The organism is Acidicapsa ligni (genome assembly GCF_025685655.1).
GTDB lineage: Bacteria > Acidobacteriota > Terriglobia > Terriglobales > Acidobacteriaceae > Acidicapsa > Acidicapsa ligni.
The window spans coordinates 66,220-88,917 of record NZ_JAGSYG010000008.1; the positions used below are offsets into that span (position 1 = coordinate 66,220).

Sequence of the window (22,698 nt, forward strand, 5' to 3'; positions counted from 1 at the left end):
GCGGGCAAGATTGTGCTTAGAGCATGCCGTCGTTAGCTAGGGAGTGAGGTTTCCGCGTGCATAATCCAGCGTTCGAAGCGCCAGCAGGTAATCGTATCGTGCGTTGACGGCTGCGACATTTGCCTGTGTGCTCTGAAGCTGCGCCTGGCTGAGTTCCACGATTGAGCTCAATCCCAACTTGTAACGGGTCTTTGCAAGGCCTAGAGCCTGCGCAGCCTGGGTGCGGAACTTCTCTGTCACGTCAATGCGCTGGTAGGCGGTTTGTGTTGCGAGTACAGCAATTTTCACATCCCGCTCAATCGTGTTCGAGAGATCTTGTGCTTGCTGCTGCGAGGCCTTCTCTCGCAGGCGGGCTTCTTCTGTCTGCGCTGAGATACGGAAGCCGGTGAAAAGCGGCAGGCTAAGGTTTACTCCAGCAGCGGCGTACCAGTTTTCTCCGAAAATTCCATCAGGACGTACCGGCGTGATTCCTCCGATAGCGGTTGCGGAGATCGTCGGGAGACGCTGCTCCTTTTGTGCGGTGACTAGTTTGTGAGCGGCCTGCGTGTCGAGATTCAGAGCACGCAGGTCAGGGCGCTGCTGCTGCGCCTCAGATATGACTGATGCTGCATTCTCAGGTGGAGGCTGGGGTGTTTGATTGCTGGGCTCGACAGCCTTGAAGTCACTGTTTGCCGGCGCGTTCAGAATAGCCGCAAGATCTGCGCTCGCCGAAGCGACCGCGTTTTCTGCATCCAACTGAAGCAGTTGGGCCTGAGAATAATCCGCAGATGCCACATTGAGATCAAGTTCGCTTTTCAATGCGCTCTTCGTTAACGCCTGAGTTAGATCCTGCACGTTGCCGCGAGCAGCAACTGCTGCCTTCGCTACCTCTAACAGGGATTGGGCATTCAGCAAGCGATAGAAAACCTGGTCTGTAGCGAGCAGCACATCCTGTTCTGTCGCAAGAGCAGTTTGTTCCTGCGCCTTGGCAAGCAGCTTCGCATTGGTGACGAGGTTATGCGTATGACCGAAATCGGTTATGAGCTGCGTCAGAGTTCCACCGACCCCGGCATGGGTGTATAAGCGCGATGAGTTAAGCGTGCCCGCACCGATACGGCTTGCGTCTTCCGCTTTCACGGCTGTCATGCTGCCGCTGATTTGCGGCAACTCGGCCGATTGTACTTCGCGGGTGACTTGGCCCGATGCGAGAGCGAGCAGGCGGCTCGCTGTAATGCGTGGATTGTTCTTCAGAGCCTGATGCTCGGCCTCTGACCGTGTGATGGAGGTGGCATTCTGTTGCAGCCCTGGCGCAGCATTTTGCGCCCTGGATTGCGCACATAAACATAGACAGAAACATAGAGTGGGTATCAGGAACAGGCTCTTCATGCATGCACCTCCGCTTGCGGATGGCTAGCTTCGAGACGGCGGTGAATCAGCAGGTACGCACAGGGTACGAGGAAGACAGTCACAATGCCGGAGACGGTGAGTCCCCCGAGAATTGCTCGTGCCAGCGGAGCGTATTGCTCGCTGCCTGCTTCCAATGCCAGCGCCATCGGGATCAGGCCGAGAACGGTGGCGAGTGTTGTCATCAGGATCGGGCGGAGGCGAACCTTGCAGGCAGTAACGATTGCGTCTTCGAGGCGCTCTCCTGATTTGCGGAGCTGCCCCACAAACTCGACGATCAGAATGCTGTCCGAGACCACGATGCCGGTCATCATCAACACACCCATCAAGCTCATGATGTTGAGTGTTGTGTGTGTCGTGAGCAAGAACAGGATGACGCCCGATATACCCGGTGGAATGGCAAGCAGGATGATGAAGGGGTCGACAAAGGAAGCGAACTGAGCCATCAGGATCAGAAACACAAGAATGATCGAGAGGATCAGGCCGATGCCGAACGACTGAAAGGAAGAATGCATACTGTTGATCGATCCGCGTATGTTGAGCACTGTGCCGTGTGGCGGGTGCGTGCCATTCAGCACCTGCTGTATCCGCTTGCTCGTTGCTGTTAAGTCCTCTTGTCTGGGCATGACATAGATGTCGAAGACACGCCTAAGCTGGTAGTGATCCACTTCGGTTGGCGTATTGATCGGCTTGATCGAGGCCACTGTTTCAAGCGGTGTCGTTGTCTTACCGTCCGCAGATCGCAAGGGGATTTGCTTGAGGTCTTCGAGTGTCTGCACCTGTGTTTCCGGGTACTGAACCGTGAGCATGTAGTTGTTGCCAGTCTTTGGATCGATCCAGTAACTGGGCGCGACCATAGCGTTCGAGGTCATCGCGGTAATCACGTTGTCAACGACTGTTTTCGGCGTCAGGCCTTCGAGGCTGGCTCGCTGACGATCGATATTCAAAGATAGCCCGGGATAATCCACGTCCTGAGGAATCAGAACATCGCTTATTCCGGGAAGCGCTTTGAACTGGTGGGCGAGTTGCTGCGCGATGGCGTATCCGCCTTCCATGTTGTTTGTGCTGACCTGTATGTCAAATGGCGCGGGCATGCCCTGGTTGACGATGGAGTCTACGAGACCGCCGGATTGGAAGTAGGTCTGAACCTCGGGTAGTTCGCTGGCAAGCTTCGCGCGTACGCGGCTCATGTAGGCTTCGCTGCTGATGCTGTGTTCTTCATGCAGGCTTACCTGCACGAAAGCTGTGTGCATGCCGGAGTTCGATGTGTAGATAGCGGAGAGATCCGGCGTGACGCCTATATTCGAGACGATCATGTTCAGATCTCTCGGTGCTACTACCTGGCGAACGACTTGTTCCACGCGCGCGATGTACTGGTCCGTCAACTCGATACGCGTGCCGGACGGGGCTTTCACGCTGATGACAAACTGGCCTGCGTCTGTCTTTGGGAAGTAAGCCTGACCAAGGAATGGAAAGAGTGCAAAGCTGATAACGACAAAGATCGCAAAGGCTACGATGACCTTGCCGGGACGGCCAAGGCAGTAGTGAATCGCGGTATCGTATTTCTCCTGCAGCCAGCCAAAGGCCTTGTTGAAATAGAAGACGATCTTTGCGAAGAAGCTCATGTGGCCGTGGCCTCCACGCATGTGTTCAGGAACCGGATCGTCATGCTCTGCGGCCTGGTGGGCTGCGCCGTGTCCTGTGTGCTTGATAAAGCGCGAACAGAAGAGAGGCACAACTGTCATTGCAACGAAGTAGGAACAGAAGAGCGCGATGACCACTGCAAGGGCAAGCGCCGAGAAGAGGTATTTGCTGACGCCGGTCAGCAGCACAACCGGGAAGAAGACAATTGCTGTGCTGCATGTAGCGGCGAGCACGGCAAGCTGCACCTCTTTACCGCCGGTTTCTGAAGCTTCGACGTTGTTCGATCCCATCTCAAAGTGACGGAAGATGTTTTCGAGCACTACGACTGAGTTGTCGATCAGGCGCGAGAGCGCGAGTGCCATGCCTCCGAGAACCATCGTGTTGATGGAACTATTAAAGGCATCCAACAGAAGAAATGTTGCGAGGCAGGAGATCGGGATCGACAGCATCACGGCTAGTGTTGCCCGGAAATTTCCCAGGAAGAGCAGGATCATGATGCCGGTCAGGCAGAGCCCGATCGCACCTTCACTGATGACGTTTTTGATAGCAGTCTTCACGAAGACAGACTGATCAAAGACAACATCCGTCTTGAGCTGCGAAGGAATATCGAGCAGGTGCTTGACGCCACTACGGATGCCATCCACGATGGTGATGGTGTTTGAGTTGCCGCCCTGTTTGAGAACAGGAATATAAACAGAATGCTGTCCGTCGACACGCACGATGTTGGTCTGCAACTGGCCGCCATCGACTGCATGGCCGATATCTCCAACAAGGATCGACGAGTTGCCGACAGTGCGGAGCGGAATGCTATTCACATCGTTTGGCGTAGACACCTGGCTGTTCGCATAGATGTTGTAATCCTTGGGACCAATGCGAACGTCGCCTGCGGGAAGGATGAGGTTCGACTCATTGACGGCATGCACTACATCCATCACGCTCATTTGCGCGGCCTGCAGTTTTAGCGGGTCCACGTACACCATGATCTGGCGATAGCGGCCGCCATAGGGCTGCGGCACGGACGCGCCTGGGACGTTTGCCACCTGGTTGCGTACGGTGAACTGGGCAAGATCTTTGAGCTGCGTCTCGTTCATGCCTGCGCCCTTCAGCGTGATCAGGCATACCGGCAGATTCGCAGCATCAAAGCTGAGAACGACAGGTGGAAGCGTGCCCGGGGGCAGACGGCGAAGGTTCGCCATCGCAAGGTTAGAGATGTTGCTGACGGCTGCATTGGGATCGGTGCCGGGCTGAAAGTAGATCTTGATAAGGCTGACGCCGGACATCGATCTGGATTCGATGTGGTCGATGTTGCTCCCGAGTGTGAAGAAGCGCTCATCGCTGTCAGTGATATCGGATTCGATCTGCTGCGGCGGCATGCCGGAGTAAAAGGTGGCAACAACAACAACGGGAATGTTGACCTTTGGAAAGAGGTCTACCGGCATGCCCATCACGCCGGCAACGCCGACGACAACGATGATCATGCATGCCATGAGGATGAAGAAGGGATATCGGATGGCAAAGGAGGACATGCTTACTGGTCTCCCTTCGACTTGGCTTTAGAGCTGGCGTGATAGCTGAGCAGGTCTTGGGATGCAAGCTGCGGTTGCACCTGTTCGCGGGGCTGCAACGTTCCCAGATCGCCCACGGCTACGTGATCGCCTATCTGAAGACCACCGGTGATCTCCTGGCTGTTTGCCGAGGTGATGCCTAAAACCACCGGTCTCCGTTCTAACCTGTTATTCGAATCGACTAGGAAGACTGCTGGCTCATCTCCCTGAATTACGGCAACTGTTGGTATCACGAGCGAGCCTTGCTGCTGCCGGAGAAGGAAGCTGATGTTGGCATACATGCCGGGCGTAAGAGTGAGCTTGGGGTTCGGTACATCTACTTCACAAAGCATGGTACGAGTGGCATTACTGACATCGCGTGTGAAGCGAACAACCTTCGCCGGGAACTGTTGCCCAGTGGCTTGAACATGCACCATCACGGTCGAGCCTTCGGCAACGAGCGGAACATCCTGCTCTGGAATAGGCATACGTAGACGCAGCAGATCGCTCTGCGCAAGCCGCACCACGGCCTGCGCATTGCTCTCTGATGTTCCTGCAGGGATGAGCGCGCCGGTATCGGCATAGCGCATCGTCACAACGCCGGAGAAGGGAGCTGTGATGGTGGCATACTGCGCCATACTGGTTACGCGCAATCGATCTGCGCGCGAGACATCTAGTTTTCCTTCCGCAGCGGCGACAGCGGACTTCGCAGCCTCGACCTGGGACTCGGCCGAGCGGTCGCGTGCCAGCGCGTCATCGAGCTCCTGAGCGGCTACGAGGCCGGGCTGCTGATCGGACGCTTGCTTCAGCCGCGTATAGTTTGCATGCGCCGCCTGGTAGCTGGCCTGCTCGCGCGCAATCTCGCTCTTCAGCCGAGCGATATCCTGTTGCGACTGATTCACGCCAGCATCCGCGCCAGCCACCTCGGCCTGGAGTTCCGGCACCTCAAGTACAGCAAGCGTCTGGCCCTGGTGAACTTTGTCTCCTATATCCACATAGATATGGCGGATATAACCGGAGACTTTGCCATGAACGTCGATCTCCTGGAATGGCTGGAAGATGCCAGCCACGGTGAGACCTTGAGAAATGGTGCCCTTCTGAGCAGGAACATAAGGCACGACAGGAATAGTTGAGCCGCGCTCCGCGGCAGCAGGCTCTTTCTTATGACGATGAAGCACCAGGGCCAGCAGGGCAATTGCCACCACGGCAACCGACACGAATGCCAGGACACGTCGATTTCGCACGTATAACCTCTCTCTCAGCAGCAAGCAATCTATGCCGCTCAGAACAAAGAGCGGCTAAACGTTCGCGCGAAGAGAAGCTGGCGGGGGTCGAAACGAAAGCTGGATAGGAAGATCGACGGGGATGGGAGGAGGAGCCTGCCATTCGATGATGCTGGGTAAATAGAAGACCACGGCCACCAGTGAAAAACCTAGTTCGCTGGGATGCAGTTGGGGTTCATCCGCAGCAGGTTTTTCGATGGCATTACTAACTGCTTCTTTAACCAGATCTCCACCGCGTGTAGAAAGTTTGACGGGCGTCTGGGCTGCCTGGTCAGACCTGTATAAGGAGAGTTTATAGGAGGTTCCCCAGAAGAAAACTGCAAATCCCAAGACAAGAAATGCGACCTGCATCACCCATAAAGAGGGGCGATGCTGGGCATCTTGCGTCGGGTTGGGAGGCGCGTTCAAAGGGCAATGAACTCCTGTTCCAATTATCCTCGGTAATTATAGCTTGCACCGGCCGACGCTTACTGTTCGATTTCGCATCAGATTCTTCTACTAATTCGTCTCGGGTCCAAGGGGAGATGGTTGAGCATTTCTCGCACTATACATATCCCCGGAAACGCTTTTCTCGTTATGACTCCATTATGACTCCATTTGGATTAGTACCAAATCGCCAATGTACTCATCACTCATCGAGGGCAGGGGATTACTTCCGACAAGCCGACTTGTCATTACCGATCCGGCGCTTCGCGGCGGCTAAATTTCTGCATGCAAGCCTTTACATAAAATTTCGAGTGGAGTCGGCTCGGTTCCCATAGGACTTCTAGTGGAGAATCGTTTTGGTCAGGAAAGAAGATTCAAGTTCGGAGATGTTGAAGGGCACTCTGGACATGATGGTGTTGCGAACGCTGGTGACTGGCGATGCGCATGGGCACACGATCGCCAAGGTGATTGAGCGGACGTCCGAAGATGTGCTGGAGGTCGAGCAGGGGTCGCTCTATCCGGCACTGCACCGGCTTGAGGATCGCGGCTGGGTCTCGTCGTATTGGGGGACTAGCGAGAACAACCGCAAGGCGAAGTTTTACAAGCTCACCGATTTTGGCCGTAAGCAATTGGTGAACGAGACCAATCGCTGGAGAAAAATGGCGCGGGCGATTGCGATGGTGATGGGCGAGAATGTGCTTACTCATGACGAGCTACCCCAGGGAGGCAAGCTTTGAGCCGAGTCCTTGATAGCTGGCGTAAGCTCTTTCATCGCGCTCACAAAGACGCCGAGCTAAGCGAAGAAATGAATTCCTTCCTGGCGGAAGAAACAGCCGAGAACGAGGCGCGGGGCCTGTCTCCCGATGAGGCACGCAGGCAGGCACATCTCAAGCTCGGCAGCCCCAGGCGGGTCCGAGAAGACGTGTGGCAGCAGAACTCCTTCGCTTTTCTGGATGGCCTCTGGCGCGACGTTCGCTATGCCGTGAGAACGCTATCGCGATCACTGGGATTTACGCTGATGGCGGTTTTCGTCGTCGCGCTGGGTATCGGTGCGAATGTAGCTTTGTTTACCGTGGTGCGAAGCGTTCTGATCAATCCGCTGCCCTATCGCGATCCCGGCAAGCTCTACACAATCTACCAACGCGGCCCAAAAGCCGCAGCCTCACCGGATAAGGAACACTTCATGCCGGTCGACGCCGGCAGTGCGCAGGAGTGGCGTGAGAATGTTGGCTCTGCCGCCGATCTGGCCCTCATCTGCCCGTGGCGGCAGTACAACGTCTCCGGCCAATCGGGACAGATGCCGGAGCAGGTGGATGCCGCGTGGGTCTCGGCTAATTTCTTTCCAACGCTGGGCGTGCAGCCAATCCTGGGACGGCCTTTCACGGAATCCGATGACAGCCCATCTGCCAATGCAACCGTAATCCTCTCCAACGGATTTTGGAAACGCCGCTACGCCAGCGACCCCGGCATCATCGGGCGTCAGATCATCCTCGACGCTCGCCCATATACGGTAGTCGGAGTGCTGCCAGCAAGCTTCGTCTATGCCGGTTCGCTTACCGGAAACACCAACCAGGTATGGGTTCCGGTGATGCACGAAATTCCGCAGGAGCTGCTGCATATCTATAACGATCACGAGTTCGTGGTGATCGCACGACTGCACCAGGGCGTAACGCTCAATGCATTGCTCGATCAATTAGGCGCCCTTCAAGCGCAAATCAAAATCCGCCATCCGCAAGGGGGAGTACACGAAGGAGCGAGCGGACGTTCGATGCTTGACGACTCTGTCCAAGACTACCGGAAGTCGCTCTACGTCCTGCTCGGGGCCACTTGCTGTGTCCTGCTGATCGCCTGCCTCAACGTCGCCAGCCTGCTCGTAGCGCGACAGGCAGCCCGTGAACGCGAACACGCGATCCGCGCCGCGTTAGGAGGCAGCGCTTTGCGTCTGCTCCGCGAACGCCTGACCGAAAGCCTGATGATCTCCCTTTCGGGCGGCATTCTCGGTCTTGGTCTGGCGTGGCTCGCAGTAGCCTGGTTCACCGGCGCCCGTCAGGATATGAACCGCATCGAAGCAGTCCACATCGACGGCATGGTCTTCGCTCTTGCCGCTGGCCTGATCCTGCTCTGCGCTCTATTCTCCGGACTGGTTTCCGCATGGAGCGGCAGAAGCCGCGCAATTATGGGCGTACTCCAGCAGGCCTCGCGTTCACAAAACTCAGGTGGTGCGAAAGCCGGTCTGCGCCGCATTTTGCTCGTACTCGAAGTAGGCCTGACCGTAGTGCTTCTAACCGGAGCCGGTCTGCTGCTGAAAAGCTACCAGCACCTGCTCAAAGTCGACCTTGGAGTACCCATCGCCAACACCCTGACCCTCGGCATCAGCCTGCCCGACGGCCGCTATAAGGCAGCATTGCAGCAGGTACAATTCTTCGAGCAGCTTATCGAACGAGTACGCTCTGTTCCCGGCGTCAGCGCAGCCGGACTGGTGACAGCGGCTCCGGGCCAGGGCTGGGGCGCAGATCGTATGATGTCCGTCGTCGAGCATCCTCCACTGGCCAAAGGGGAGGGTTACGACATCATGGCTCGCGGAGCCGACCCCGGCTACTTCGCCGCTATCGGGCTGCCGCTCATACGCGGCCGCCTCTTCACTGCGGATGAGCGTCTGACCCGGGACCACGTCGTCCTGATCAGCGAGAGGACAGCAAAGCTGCTCTTTCCCGGTGAAGACCCAATCGGCAGGCATCTGCGCTCAGAGCTGGGCGGTGACATATATGAAGTGGTAGGTGTTGTAGGCGACACACGCTATGAAGTCTCGATACCGATGCAGGCCACGCTTTACTGGCCAATCTATGGCAACGAGTCTTCAGCAGCAACCATCGTGGTCAAGTCGAGCACAGACGTCAATACTCTGGCAATGCCAATTCAGAGACTTGTCGCTTCGATGGACCCTGACCTGCCCGTCGCGAACGTGATGACGCTCCAGGAAACCATCGCAAGGTCGACCGTAGCTTCACAATTTTCCTCGGTACTGATCGTTGCCTTCGCCCTGATTGCCCTGCTGCTTTCGGCGGCAGGGCTCTACGGAGTTCTGGCCTACCTCGTCACGCAGCGAACCAGCGAAATCGGTATCCGCATAGCCTTGGGAGCGCAGCGCGAGAAGGTGTTGCGCCAGATGCTACTGGACGGCCTGCGTCCTGCTCTGCTGGGGTTGGCGCTTGGGCTCGCAGGGAGTGTTGCGGTGGTGCGGCAGATTCAATCCATGCTCTACGAGACCGAGCCACTCGACCCGGCGGTCTTTGCGGTGGTTGCCGTAACGTTGCTACTGGTTGCTGGCTTTGCGTGCCTGATTCCTGCGTGGCGAGCTTCGCGGCTCGATCCGATGCGGGCACTGCGATCCGAATAAGCAGGCGGCCTATTACGTGGCTCAGGCGCGGAGTCGTTCTGGGGATCTTTTCGAAGCGTAGGTCCCTATAAACGCCGTTATTGTCAGTTAGAGATTACTGCCCACTCCTTCGAACCTGTGCCCGGCTTCGCCATCAGGCTGGAAGAGAGCTTGAACAAATACAATTGTTGCTTGGGCATGTATCAATTCAAACGACTAACGCTATCTGCGATGCAAACAGCGCCTTCAGAACGCTGTAAACGGCCCGATCTGTTTGGAACCAGAGCCGCCATTGTGAATGGTTGTCTGGTTACACTTCGCCTTGTGCTATTCGCCTAAGCAGGATGTTCCTCGGGAAAGGCACCATACTCGGGATAGTGTCGCTCTAGCGGAAACTCAATGTCGCGTTGGTACTTTCTTCGAAGTTCATGATCCGCGACCAGCTTCTCTATCAGGCTTCTGATTCGGGAGTAACGCACCGTCTTGTCCGGCGTAAGGATAACCACGCCACATTCGCTCTTCTTTTCGTTCCAAAAGAATAGCCGCTGCGCATCTTTCGTTCGGTCCGAAGTGCAGACCAAATACCAATATGTGAAGTTCCAACGTTCGCCATTCTTGCCTTGCCTGGGCTTCTCCTCATTCCATAGGGCGATCATGTCAGCATGTTCTCACGAGGTGCACAAACCTGTCTGAAAGCGCTGTATCGACGGCGGCTCGGATACTCATCATAAATGTTCTTATCGGCATCAATCTGATGTTTGGGCATCATGCGCAGACTGAATCCAGCTCTCGAGCTGCCCGTTTCGACGGAGCAGATTAATCTGCAATTCTTGCAATCGAAGGGTCGCATCCAGCATCTCCAGATAGCGCTGCCGCTCAAGGATACGGGCATTCATCTCATCTTTGGGAGTCATCGGCGGAGTAGAGTCAGTTCCATTTCCCGACGTGAGCCGCACAAGCATGGCATTGAGCTGGTCCTCGGCAATGCCTCGATCGAGTTGGGCCAGTTCTGCCTTGGTCCCAAGTTCCGTGACCGAATGCTGTAGCTTTACGCGAGTGGTGTTCTGTTGTTGACGAAGAAACTCTACGGTGTGCTCGGCATGCTGCGCGTCCGCCAATGACTCACGAGCCTTCGCTTTACGAGCACTATCGGAAAATGGCAATTGAACCTGAGCGGCAGCATAAGCCGTGTTGTAGTTGCCATTGAGATTGTAGTAAGTGGCTGCTCCATTGAAGGGGCTGATTCGCCCATATTGCGCCGCAAATGCAATCTGTGGACGCCATGTATAGCGTGAATCTCCATTGGCCTGTTTGCGCTTTGCGAACGCATTCATCTTCGCGGACAGTACGCCAGGCGTATCGGGATATTCATTCAGATGTTCGGTTGACCACAGAAGAGGCGCCGGACTGGACGGGATGCTACTCGACGTTGTTACGAGCTGGGTGGCAGACAGTCCGATGAGTTGAGAGAAGTGTTCCCGAAGCGACGTAATTTCATCCTCAAGCTGCTCCTGCTGCAGCTGGATCTGCAGTGCGGTGCGATGGGCCTGTTTCAGTTCCAATGGAGACTCAATGCCAGCATCAAGTCGATCCTGAACGATGGAAACCAGCCTGAGAGCATAGCCATATTCATCGGTCATCGCTGCTTGCCGTTGCTGTGCGCGATCGAGGGAAATCTAAGTGACGGCTGCATCCTCTTCGACCTGTTCTCTAATATCCCTAAGCGCAGCGTTCGCAGCTTTTACACCAGCCTGCGCCGCCCGAATGTAGTCGAACTGAGAGAAGTTGAAAGCCAGCGATTGCGCGTTGACGGTGAATATCGTATCCGACAACCGGCTACAACATGATCGCAACCTTCAGCGCTCAATAGTGCAAACGAGAACCCTCGTCCCTTGATTCACATATCTCTACGATTGTTATTTGTCGGCTTCATGCCAATGTACTCATTGACGCAACTGATCCAATGCCCGGTCGTTCCCGACGAGCACGTTTAGTAGAACCTATCCAACTTCTGCTAGAAACCTCCAATAGAAGCTGACGACTGTTTCATGTCATGGGGCAGCCAACATTATGCAGAGATTGGAGAAGCCACGCCCGCGACTCTTGCTGGGATTCGAACTTCTCTGCGATGAAACATCATCCGGGGAGTTGACTGTTTGTGGCGTATCTTCGCTGTGCCGAGGAAAGCATACTTGGCAGCGTGTCAGCGTCCGACAAAATGGAACGAACGTACTCCGCGATTGGCAAACAAGGATCTGGGGTTGAATTAGGTATTAGCGAGATTACGGTGAAAGTCCATCGAAGCAGTCTGATGAGAAAGCTCGAGGCAAGTTCATTGGCTTCGTTAATTCAGATTGCAATCGAACTTCAGCTTATCCCCGAATTTGCAGGAGCAAACTAAGTGTAAGGTTCCCTCCACGCTCCCCCGAATTGCCATCGACGACTGCTGCTATCCGTCGATGAGGCCGCTGCGGCTGGAATCATCGCCAACAGGACCGACCCAGCCACACACTGCCGGCTTGGGTAGAGCAAGGGGCGATGGTACCCGTCAAGCCAATGATGAGTTGAACACGCAGATCGTTCCCATAGGCATCCTGGAAATAGGGTGAGTTGTCTCGTGAAGGCACGTTCTCTCAATCTCTTTGAATAAGAGAGAGCACCGTTTGCTGTATCTCTGAATGAAATGAATCGGCTGTTGAGGAATGTCGGTATCTCCCGCGACTGGAATCAGTCGGGTATAGGTTCTCTGGTGTTCCTGTCCAGACATGGTTGGGTTAGGAGATTTGCGAAGACCCGATGATGGTGCTTGATGGACTGCTTCCATCGCCAGCGATGGAGAAGTATGTGGCGGTTGCTGACCCTCCTTGGGCGATATCGAGGACGGTGAACCCGTGGTTGTACCCTGGCGGATTTCCCGTCATCCCGACCTGGAGATTGCCGTTGCTTTGAATGCTGGAGACTGCGACGTCGTAGGGGGCGTCGGTTTCGAGCATCGGAAACGCAGAGTAGCCGATGCAGGCACCGAAGGGAACCCACGGGAAGAGACTTGATAGGCTCACGCTTTGGTTTCCGGGAGTGGTGACAGTAGATGCAGCGATCGAAGGCTGGTCGTAGACTTCGAGGACATGCTCGTGTCCCCAGAACCATGCTTTGACGGGGCCGACTGGTACTTGTTTGAGTTCTGATTGGAGATTGACGTTGTAGCCGAGCTTGCCCATTTGAGCCGTGTTCCCCGAGCCGCCTGCTGCCCCATGACCTTCGCCGATGCCCAGGAATCTTGACCACCCCTGATGATGAGAAAACAGGATGACAGCGCGGCTGTTCCTGGCGGCATCTTCAATAGCAGAGACGTGCCAGGCGGCTTCGGCGGGATGGAGCATTGTGGTGTCGTTTCCGATATCCCAGAGATCGCTATCGTAGTATCCGGTGTCCATCGCTTGTAGTTGCAGCCAGGAATTGCTCAGTGTGAAGAAGCTGGCAGATTGCGTAGGGACAGGAGCTGCAGGGGAGTTCGGGAAGCTGGCGCCTTGGTTGACCTGGGACAGGGCGTCATAGAAGGGCTCTCCGCCCGTGTACATATCATGATTGCCGTCGAGATTGAAGACTGGGGCCGAGTGTCCAGTTTTAGCGCGGGCAGTCTTGATGAAATTCAGGAAATTGACCTGCATCTCGTCCCTGGTTCCTGCATAGTAGACGTCACCTACGTGAAGGATGAGATCTGGCTTCTGCTCCATGAGCGATTCGAGTACGAGTTGCGCGACTGGCTCGCCTGTTCCCCAATCGCCTAGAATACCGATCCGAAAGCTGGTCTGCTCCGGAAGCTGGAGTGTGTTTCCCGAGGCAACATAGGGAATGGTGGCGTTGTGGAACCAATTGTGCGCAGTCAGGTAATCGAATGCTGCTTTCAACCAGCCGGTGCCGTCACAACCTGATTTTTCGAATTCGTTCGTCACATCCGTCATGCTTTGTTGGTTCCCGCGCAACGCTGCCCAGGCATACTCCAGCATGAGTTGGATACAGGTGGGCGAGAGCGGGTTGGTTGCGCTCAAGGGGCTTGCCGAAGCTGCGGTGAGTGCTTTCTCCCGAGAGCGATAGAGACGGGGGTGAGGCAGCCTATCGAGGATCTCAGTAGCGTGCTGCAGATTCTGATTGCCTTCGGCGATGCCGATACTTGCTGTCGCCGGCGAAGAACTTCTGAGTTGGGCGGCGATTGCGGACTGGACAAGAGAGTGAGGCGCAGAATGGAAGCTCTTGATATAGGTCATGTACGCTGCTCCGGGAGGACGAGATGCTTTTTTCAAGCATCGCCCGGACCGATCCAGATGCGAATCGCCGGAGGTAGCTTGAGCGCAAATGACTTTACTATAGCGGGTGTGCAGCAACGTGAATATTTCGTTGCAAACGCGTTATTGGCAAGGCGCGCTGTGTCTCCCTTTCACGAAGCTGACCATTCGGGGCAATGATCAATGGCGGTCAATGGTCAATGGTCAAACCTGGAGGCAATGATCCGAGGGGGCAGTGGCGCTGCATCCACGCTGGTCGTCTCAATCAAGAGTTCGAATGGGCTCACTGTTCCATTCTTGCGAGTCGCCTGCTGAATAATGGGACGCATCGTGGCTTCGTCCAGGAGCGCGTCCGCTGCTGCCTGCGTTGCAGCCATATTCAGACCTTCAATAAGCAATATGCGGCCTGTCCTATTTAGATTCGGAATAAGAGCGACAACGCCATAGGTCTGATGTGAGCGTTGCTGCGAGTCGTTCTCGAACACAGTTTTCTCGCCACTTTCAGGGTGCACGTTGACGACGGAGCAGTGGTTCACGTGCGATTCGCAAACGAATTGGAAGTTGAGCTGCTTCTGCAGCATGTCGACCCAGGGGTCGGTGTGAATTGCTCCCAATAGGATAGCGTTGCCGTCTCGGAGATCCTCCATTCGCAAATCACGAGCGAATCGGATCACTGTACGATCGGGAACTGCCTCCGGGAGGCGCGCCAGCCTGGCGATGATATTGAGGTCGACGATACTGGTGTACCTCTGTGTGCGTAAGTCTTCGACGTTTGGAAGATCGACGTTGCGAATGTTTACCTCGGACAGATATTTTCCGCTCACATAGTCCGAGAGAGATGCTTGCTGCTCGGAAAGGTTCTGCAGAATTCCGAGCCCGCTGTCCGCTGGAACGATAAACGTGTCGCGGTCTTTCACGAAGATTTCCGACCAAATTGAGCGGGGTGCTGTTTGCTTAACCTGCACAGACGAATGAAAGATGCCGGGAAGCCATTTGAACGCACTTAGTACAGAGGCGCAGGCGAGAACACCCAGAAGGAACATTTTCCACTGGCGAGGATGGGAGGGATGCGTCGCTGCGGAGACGCCATCCTTGACCACGCTTTCGCCAAGGGGCTCATTGTGGCTGAGTTCTTCCTGAGTTGCGTTGTCCAAGGGAGGAGCGAGCTGAGAGTCGACGGCCAAAGGGGACGACTCCTGGCGTTCAAACACGGGAACATATGCCCCGCGCGGGATCCTGATCCTGATCTTCTCTTCCATTCCTTCCCGTTCGAAGTACAAGTCGAGACGCTTCCGCAATTGCCCCGCGTAGTTGCGGACGATGTTGTCGTCGCCGGGATTGTAATCGGCGGGGCGATTGAACACCCTCACCCCAATCTGCTGCTCCGTGATTTCATGTGACAATCCGTGCAATTCGCGATCGCAGATATACGACAAGAATTTCGGCAATCGTTCAGACTTCGAGAAATGTTCGCTCGCCACAATGCGCTGGGTCAGAGCCCAGCAGTCCGTGTAGGACAGGGGAGGTGGCAAGCCGGGTCCGCTCGCTTCGTTGGCCTGGGATAGGTCTGCTTCTGCGTTCATTGAGCCCTCGAGTCGGTCGGATGGGTCAGCATCGTTCTGTTCTCGTCGTGCCTTGGAAAATCATCCTGTGTCATCGCGACCCCTTCCTGGTGAGGGTTCCGCTGCCGGTCGATTGGCAGATCAGAACCTGGAATAAACCGTGTATAAACCGGCTCATCACACCGTCCCCACTGATACGTTCAAAGCTTTCGTGCGCGCTATCTATCTCAAAATCAATAGTTTGAGGATTTAACGGCAGGTTAATGCTTTTGAACGGTTAATGCACCTAGCGGGTAGAAACGTTTCTCTTAGGATGGCTTCATTACTGGTGCACGCCCCGCCGAGATGTTCCGATTCTAGGTAGGAAATATGAATCGAACGTTACGCCAATCTGACTTGGCCCTGGCGGCCGTGTACCACTCTCTCAACGGCAGACCAATGTTTAATTTTAGAGGAGACGCCCAGTGTCCACCAGGAAGTTTCAACGCTATCGAGGATCATGGCTAGCAGTTCTGATGTTTTTGATAAGCGCTGCTGCCCACGCTCAACAGGATTCAGGAGGAATCGCGGTCACCGTAACCGATCCGACATCCGCGGTCTTATCCGGCGCTACAGTCGCCGTGACAAATAACGGAACCAGCGCCAAGTTTACAGTAACAACCAATACTCTTGGTTCGGTAATTGTGACCCCGCTTGCGGTTGGCGACTATCAAGTCTCTGTCGAGAAGCAGGGTTTCGGTCGGAAGATCATCTCGCATGTTTCAGTTCAGCTTCAACAGAACACGCGCGTGCCTGTGGTGCTCGCGGTCGGCACTGTTGAGGTACAGACGGTGGTGACAACTCAGCTGCCTACTTTGCAGACGGAGGATACCTCTATCGGCCAGACGATCGACGGTGTTCTGAAAGACGACCTTCCGGTCATTGATCGCAGCTTCAACCACCTCGCTCCTCTTACCATCGGCGTCAATATGACGACTCCTTCCGGCCCTCGCGATAGTGGACAGGGCTTCGCCGCCAATGGCGTCAGCCAGTACCAGAACAACTACATCCTCGACGGAACAGACAATAACAGCTACGACCAGAACGTAAACGAGGGCAGGACCTATGCCATCGAACCGTCCCTCGATGCTATCGCTGAATTTCGAGTACAGACCAACTCCTACTCTGCCGAGTTTGGCAGAGACGGCGGAGCGGTCATTAATGTCATCACGAAAGCCGGTACGAACCATTTTCACGGATCCGCATACGAATACGTTCAAAACAGTTCTCTTAATACCAATGACTTCTTCAACAACGCACTGAATATCGCAAAACCGGACTACAAGAAGAACATCTTTGGAGCGTCGCTGGGAGGGCCTGTCTGGATTCCGAAACTCTACAACGGCCACGACAAGACATTCTTCTTCGCGGACTTTGAGATGCAGCCATACCGCTCTCCCGGAGCGGTGAACAAAGGTTTGATCCCCACGGCCGCAGAGGCGTCCGGCGATTTCAGTGCCGATGCGACCATCTACGATCCGGCCACAGGGAAGCCTTTTCCCGGTAACAAGATTCCAACCGACCGTATCAGCCCTATTGCCGCCAAGATTGCGGCTGCCATCCCGGCTCCAAATCTGTCAGGGTCGGACAACTTTCTTCACAATGGCGCTCAGAATACAGACGACAACCGCGTCGCGGTGCGCATCGACCATCAACTCACTACGAAGGACAGCGTTTTCGGACGCTACCAGTACCAGCACCAGAACCAACCCCAGGTGGGACTCTTCGCAGGAACGATCCTCACCGGTGACGACAATAACTCCGCAGACGCTCAGGGAGTGGTCGGAAACTGGATCCATACGTTCAACACGAATTTAATCAACGATGCACGCTTTGGCTGGACACGACTCAACTGGCTGAACGAACCAGCCAATTCTGCAAACGTGAACGAGCAGGTAGGCATCGGCGGTGTACCGGTTCAGCAGGGTCTTGCGGGCGGCCTGGCTTCTATCACCTTTACCAATGGACTGAGCAGCTTCGGTGGATCCTACTCTGAGCAGGATCTCAATGGCACCTACCAGGCTTCCGATACGGTGACCTGGATCAAAGGACGACACGCACTCAAGTTGGGCGGAACGTTCCGACGCATCCGATTCCTGAGTGCCGCCAGCTCGTTCGCTCCGAATGGAGAGTTCGATTTTGACGGTCATTACACGGCTGGCGGAGCGGCCCTCGGCAATGCCTTTGCAGATTTCCTTCTCGATCTGCCGAACCAGTCACAGCTTTCCGCCATTCATACAGATGACTACCGTCGGCAAGCCTACTCTTTGTTCGTACAGGACACGTACAAAGCTTCGGCCAAGCTGACTATCAATCTGGGGATTCGCTGGGACTATGTTACGCCGGTCTCAGAGGCGCAGAATCACGGTGCAATCCTCAACCCTTATACCAAGACCCTTAACCTGGATCACTACACGGGCGCTTTCCCCGACTCAATCCAGCGTCAGATCAACGCAGGAATCTTCACGCTCAATAACAATGCCAATCAATATTTTGGAGTGCAGCCGGATCATCATGACTTCGCACCACGGATAGGACTCAGCTATCTCGCGACCCCGACAACGGTACTCAGCGCTGGGTATGCACTTTTCTATGGCCCTGAACAGCTTGGACCATTTGGCGAGCCCAGCCCGGGATTTTCGGCTCCTTTTCTGGATCAGGATACCTATGCTCCAGCTAACAGCTCACCAGGCACGAGCAACCCGGTGACGATGGATACTGGCTTTCCACCGACGGCACTGACAGATCCTACCGGCACGACTCTCTTTGCGGCTCAACTCAATTTACGAACGCCCTATTTCGGTCAATGGAATGTAACGGTTCAACAGCAGCTCACGCCGAATACTTCTTTGGATGTCTCCTATATCGGGTCAAAGACGACCGCAATGTATACCACGATGGACTGGAACATTCCTTCCATCGCTCTCAACAACTCTGTCCCCTATGCGCAGCGGCAACCTTTTCCGGATGTCGATGCGAGCGGCAATCTTCAGCCTGGAGCGGCGATCCAAGGACCGTCGAACGACGGCATGGGCACCTACAACGCATTAGGCGTGAAGTTCCAAAGCCACATCCGGAATGGCTTATCGATGATCAGCTCATACACCTGGGCCCACGATATCGACAACATCACCAATTCCGGACTCAGTGTCGGCAACAACGGACGCGGCAACTATCCCTGGAATCAAAACGCGCAGAGAGGGAACTCGGACTGGGATATCACGAATCGATGGACCACGGGCTTCCATTATGACTTGCCATACGGACGCGGAAAGACCTTCGGCAGCAGCATCAGCCGAACGACGGATGCGCTCCTCGGAGGGTGGCAGTTGGGTGGCATTTTAACTGTTGAAAGTGGCCCCTGGTATACGGTCAACCAGAACTTCGATAGCGCCAACAATGGGCTCGAAAGCTTCTGCGGGACCTGCAGGCAGAGGCCGGACGTGGTTCCTGGGCAGGACGCAAACAAAGGACCGCGCAAGGTCGATCCAACGAATACCGCGGTGCATTGGTTTGACGTCAATGCCTTTCAGTTCGCGGCGAATGGAACAGTAGGCAATGTTCGCCGGAACTCCGTCCTTGGGCCAGCTCATCGTCAGTTCGATGCCTCTCTTGCCAAAGAGGTGCCGTTCACTGAATCTGCGAGACTGCAACTCCGGTTGGAGGCCTTCAACGCAACCAACACCACGAACTTCCTTGTGGACAGCGGCTCAACGAGCCCCACTGGTTTCACGCTTGGAAATCCTAACTTCGGAATTCTCAATGCGGACCGTGGTGGTCGCGTCGCCCAGGTCGTAGCTCGTTTCGTTTTCTAACAATTAACCCGCTGGTGGAGGCAATTTGTATATGAATCGACGTCAATTCAGTTCGCTGGGCGCTGGAGCTCTGGGCGCTGCTCTAACCCAACAGCTTTGGGCTCGCGAGACACAGGTTGTCTCCGCCGGACGGTACTTTTACTTCGCAGTTGTTGCAGACACACACATTATCGACCCGTTCTATAAAGGGCCTGAAAACAGTCCCGAGGACACGGAGAGCGTCTTCCTCACTTCGAAGAGACTGACGTCAGCGCGCGAGCTGATCAACAGCCTTCAGCCGAAGATCGAGAAGGTCTTTCTGGTGGGCGACTACTTTCATGATTATCCATCGAAAGATTACGACTTCTACTTCCAGAACAAGACGAGGCTAGACTACGCGAAAGAGCTGACGGACGGTTTCACCATGCCAGTACACGTCGGCTTTGGCAATCATGATTATTCGGTTCCGGATGTGTCGCGCGAGATGAGCCATAGGTTGTTCGCGGCAAAATTTCAGCTTAAGCCTTACTATGCAATCGATCACAAAGGTTGGAAGTTTATTCATCTGAACAATGCCCTGGGAAGCTCCTGGACACCCACGTCCAATGACTACAACCTCGATGTGGGCTCGTATGGAGAAGAGCAACTTAACTGGTTTGAAAGCCAACTGCGAGAGCATAAGCCAACCTTTGTCTTTACTCATTTCCCACTGTGGCAATGCACTCCGACAGAGGTAAAGGACTATGGCCTGCATCCGCTTCTCCGTCAGTATCAAGAGACGATTCAACTCGTTGTAACTGGACACTGGCACAAGTGGATCGATTTTGCCCATACCTTTGGACCGCAGCACTATGTCATGGCTGCGACGCGATATGACGAGAACGCCTACATGCTCATGGAGGTTGATACACAAAAGCAGACATGGCGATTCGTCAATGCCGGCCTGGTAGAGTGGTCCACGCACTACAGCAGACCATATCGCTTGAACCTTCGTTCCTGAGCTAATTCAGGCCGCACTTCGGCTAATGTTCTGTAACTATATTTACGAAGAGCTGAGACCTTACTTCAAGGCGCGAATCATTGTTGAAATCCGTTTGTAGATTGACCTTTGTTTGTTTCCGACTGATTGTCTGTCTTTGCCTGCTATGCCTGACCGCAACCACGGTGCGGGGGCAAAGCAGCGATGCGCTCCGAGTCCGTAATGTGCGGAATGCGATGGATCGCCTGCTTCCGGGTGTTTCATCGCAGATCGGATTGGGCATGATCACGCCGAAGGATGGGCGTGATCGGTTTCGCATCTCTAATGTCCGTGGCGGAATTATGGTCCAAGGCAGCTCTGAAAGCGCAATGCTGTTCGGGGTCAATTGGTACCTGAAATATGTTGCGCATCTGCAGATCTCAACGAACGGTAATCAACTAAAGCTGCGAGAGAGACTTCCAGTACCCGTGGAGACGATCGAACTCGATACGGCGTGTGCGTATCGCTATGCGCTCAACGAAAACACTGACGGGTATTCCAGCCCGTACTGGGATTGGCCTCGTTGGCAACACGAGATCGATGTACTTGCGTTGAGCGGCATCAACGCAACGCTGGTGGAGCGTGGTACAGATACCGTCCTCTATGAAACCTTTCGTGACTTCGGATTTTCCGATCTGGAGATACGAAGGTGGATCACTCAACCCGCTCACCAAAATTGGCAACTCCTGGGCAATATGTGTTGCTTCGACGGTCCAATTTCGAGACCACTCCTTGCGAAGCGGCTTCGATCCGCACAGAAGATCGTTGCACGCCTCAGGTCGCTCGGTATAACACCAGTCTTTCCTGGTTTCTACGGGATGGTTCCTGAGGGTATGGCCACAAAATACCCTCAGGCTCATATCGTTCCCCAGGGAGATTGGAATGGCCTGAAGCGTCCGGCGTGGCTCGACCCAAGAGACCCACTGTTTGCGAAGGTTGCCGCATCTTTCTATCGGCATCAACGCGCCCTCTTTGGTGACAGCTCCATCTATGACATGAATGTCTTTCAGGAAGGTGGTACTGCGGCGGATGTTCCCATCGGCGAAGCTTCACAACGGATCCAAACGGAGCTTCTCAAAGCACACCCTGAAGCGTCATGGATGATGTTGGCATGGCAGAACAATCCGCCTGCAGAGCTGTTGCGTGGCGTCAATCGAGACAAGCTGCTGATCGTCGATATAGAGCAGGGACGTAAGCCCAGAGAAAGCCGCGAGCTAGATTTTATGCACGCGCCTTTTTTGTTTGGAGGACTGTGGGAGTTCGGGGGGCGTTCCACGATGGGAGCGAATCTCTACGACTATGGCGTCCGACTTCCATCCATGAGAGCCAAAGCCACAAATATGTCGGGTATTGCCGTGTTTCCTGAAGGGATGGACAATAATCCATTCGCTTTTGATCTGTTTACCGAGATGGCGTGGCGAGCCCAGCCGGTCAGTCTTCCCCAATGGACCGCAGAGTATGCTGAACGCCGCTACGGTGAGCGCGATCCGCATGCGCTTCGTGCCTGGCAGGTCTTGCTCAACACGGCCTACGGAAGTCGCGCTGATGGAGTGGAGACTCATGGGGAGCGGGACGCGGCGCAGGAGTCTTTGTTCAATGCGCAGCCGGGCTTGTCGGTTGCGAAGGCGTCGACGTGGGCTCCTGATGAAATGCGTTACAAATCGCAGGAGTTCTCTCAAGCACTTGTTGAATTGCTGCAGGCATCGCCTGCTGTTCGAAAGACCGAGACATATCGATACGACATTGTCGATGTAACGCGACAGGTACTGGCTAACCGCAGTCGTGAACTCCTGCCGGAGATTCAAGACGCATACGTGAGCGGTAACGAACCTCTCTTTCACTGCCTGACCAAGGAGTGGTTAGACCTCATGGAGATGCAGGACGAGTTGCTCTCCAGCAATCAGTCGTTTCTTCTCGGGGAGTGGTTGCGCTATGTGTCGGCGTGGGCTTCTTCAGACGCTGAAAGCGCTCGCCTTTTCTATGACGCGCGTTCCATACTCACAACCTGGGGAGACCGAAAAGCCGCAGAAGCTGGATTGCATGACTATGGGAACAAAGACTGGGCGGGACTGACGGGAGACTACTATCTGCGGAGGTGGAAGCTCTATTTCGAGAGCCTGGAAAGAGCACTCCAGATGCATGCCGAGCCGGAACAAATCGACTGGTTTGCCATTGGAGATAAATGGAATCGGGAGCATCAACAATATTCAGCCCAGGCCCAGGGCGATTCTTATGCTATCGCGTTGCGGATTGCAGAGCATCTGGGGTTAACAAAGGCAAGATGAATGGTCATATTGTTCTCTCTGGACGAGCAGAACTTCAAGGCTATCCTCCATTTGCCCGATG

Annotated in this window: 15 protein-coding genes; 6 read left to right on the forward strand and 9 right to left on the reverse strand. The window is 54.9% G+C overall.

All coding sequences use genetic code 11. The features are described from left to right. Positions 1-36 precede the first annotated feature (36 nt). Genes OHL19_RS21160 through OHL19_RS21175 form a run of 4 tightly spaced genes read right to left on the reverse strand, consistent with a single transcriptional unit; the run spans position 37 to position 6,262 of the window. On the reverse strand, positions 37-1,365 hold the full coding sequence (locus OHL19_RS21160) for a TolC family protein (RefSeq protein WP_263359834.1): 1,329 nt from the start codon (positions 1,363-1,365) through the stop codon (positions 37-39). Beyond that, a complete protein-coding gene (locus OHL19_RS21165; RefSeq protein ID WP_263359835.1) occupies positions 1,362-4,553 on the reverse strand; it encodes an efflux RND transporter permease subunit in 3,192 nt (1,063 codons plus the stop codon). Before OHL19_RS21165 ends, OHL19_RS21160 begins: the two co-directional genes overlap by 4 nt. Before the next feature lie 2 nt (positions 4,554-4,555). Then, positions 4,556-5,815: an efflux RND transporter periplasmic adaptor subunit gene (locus OHL19_RS21170; protein WP_263359836.1), complete on the reverse strand. Its 1,260-nt coding sequence runs from the start codon at positions 5,813-5,815 to the stop codon at positions 4,556-4,558. Between the two features lie 54 nt (positions 5,816-5,869). After that, positions 5,870-6,262 (reverse strand): hypothetical protein, encoded by a 393-nt coding sequence (locus OHL19_RS21175; protein ID WP_263359837.1) that lies wholly within the window; start codon positions 6,260-6,262, stop codon positions 5,870-5,872. 404 nt (positions 6,263-6,666) lie between these two features. Here OHL19_RS21175 and OHL19_RS21180 point away from each other — a divergent pair, with 404 nt between their 5' ends. Further along, complete coding sequence (locus tag OHL19_RS21180; protein WP_263359900.1) at positions 6,667-7,017, forward strand: PadR family transcriptional regulator; 351 nt, start codon at positions 6,667-6,669, stop codon at positions 7,015-7,017. Next, on the forward strand, positions 7,014-9,677 hold the full coding sequence (locus tag OHL19_RS21185) for an ABC transporter permease (RefSeq protein WP_263359838.1): 2,664 nt from the start codon (positions 7,014-7,016) through the stop codon (positions 9,675-9,677). Before OHL19_RS21180 ends, OHL19_RS21185 begins: the two co-directional genes overlap by 4 nt. Positions 9,678-9,991: 314 nt before the next feature. On the opposite strand, the gene OHL19_RS21190 is transcribed toward OHL19_RS21185, so the two are convergent. From OHL19_RS21190 to OHL19_RS21200, 3 genes are all read right to left on the reverse strand, one after another. Next, entirely contained in the window at positions 9,992-10,312 is a 321-nt protein-coding gene (locus OHL19_RS21190; protein ID WP_263359839.1) for a hypothetical protein, read from the reverse strand. A gap of 90 nt (positions 10,313-10,402) precedes the next feature. After that, on the reverse strand, positions 10,403-11,296 hold the full coding sequence (locus tag OHL19_RS21195) for a TolC family protein (RefSeq protein ID WP_263359840.1): 894 nt from the start codon (positions 11,294-11,296) through the stop codon (positions 10,403-10,405). 36 nt (positions 11,297-11,332) lie between these two features. Next, a complete protein-coding gene (locus OHL19_RS21200) occupies positions 11,333-11,488 on the reverse strand; it encodes a hypothetical protein (RefSeq protein WP_263359841.1) in 156 nt (51 codons plus the stop codon). Positions 11,489-11,874: 386 nt separating this feature from the next. Between OHL19_RS21200 and OHL19_RS21205 the strand changes: the two genes are divergently transcribed. Continuing rightward, complete coding sequence (locus tag OHL19_RS21205) at positions 11,875-12,057, forward strand: LuxR C-terminal-related transcriptional regulator (protein WP_263359901.1); 183 nt, start codon at positions 11,875-11,877, stop codon at positions 12,055-12,057. Positions 12,058-12,430: 373 nt separating this feature from the next. Here OHL19_RS21205 and OHL19_RS21210 read toward each other — a convergent pair whose 3' ends face one another. Further along, entirely contained in the window at positions 12,431-13,921 is a 1,491-nt protein-coding gene (locus OHL19_RS21210) for a metallophosphoesterase family protein (RefSeq protein WP_263359842.1), read from the reverse strand. Positions 13,922-14,136: 215 nt separating this feature from the next. Beyond that, positions 14,137-15,522 carry a hypothetical protein gene (locus tag OHL19_RS21215; RefSeq protein ID WP_263359843.1) on the reverse strand — a complete coding sequence of 462 codons (1,386 nt, stop codon included), beginning with the start codon at positions 15,520-15,522 and terminating at the stop codon, positions 14,137-14,139. A gap of 443 nt (positions 15,523-15,965) precedes the next feature. On the opposite strand from OHL19_RS21215, the gene OHL19_RS21220 reads away from it, so the two are divergent. The 3 genes from OHL19_RS21220 (at position 15,966) to OHL19_RS21230 (ending at position 22,637) form a co-directional block, all read left to right on the forward strand. Next, a complete protein-coding gene (locus OHL19_RS21220) occupies positions 15,966-19,355 on the forward strand; it encodes a TonB-dependent receptor (RefSeq protein ID WP_263359844.1) in 3,390 nt (1,129 codons plus the stop codon). Between the two features lie 31 nt (positions 19,356-19,386). After that, positions 19,387-20,334, forward strand: coding sequence for a metallophosphoesterase family protein (locus OHL19_RS21225; RefSeq protein ID WP_263359845.1), 948 nt, complete (start codon positions 19,387-19,389; stop codon positions 20,332-20,334). Positions 20,335-20,549: 215 nt separating this feature from the next. Further along, a complete protein-coding gene (locus OHL19_RS21230) occupies positions 20,550-22,637 on the forward strand; it encodes an alpha-N-acetylglucosaminidase (RefSeq protein ID WP_263359846.1) in 2,088 nt (695 codons plus the stop codon). Positions 22,638-22,698: the final 61 nt, after the last annotated feature.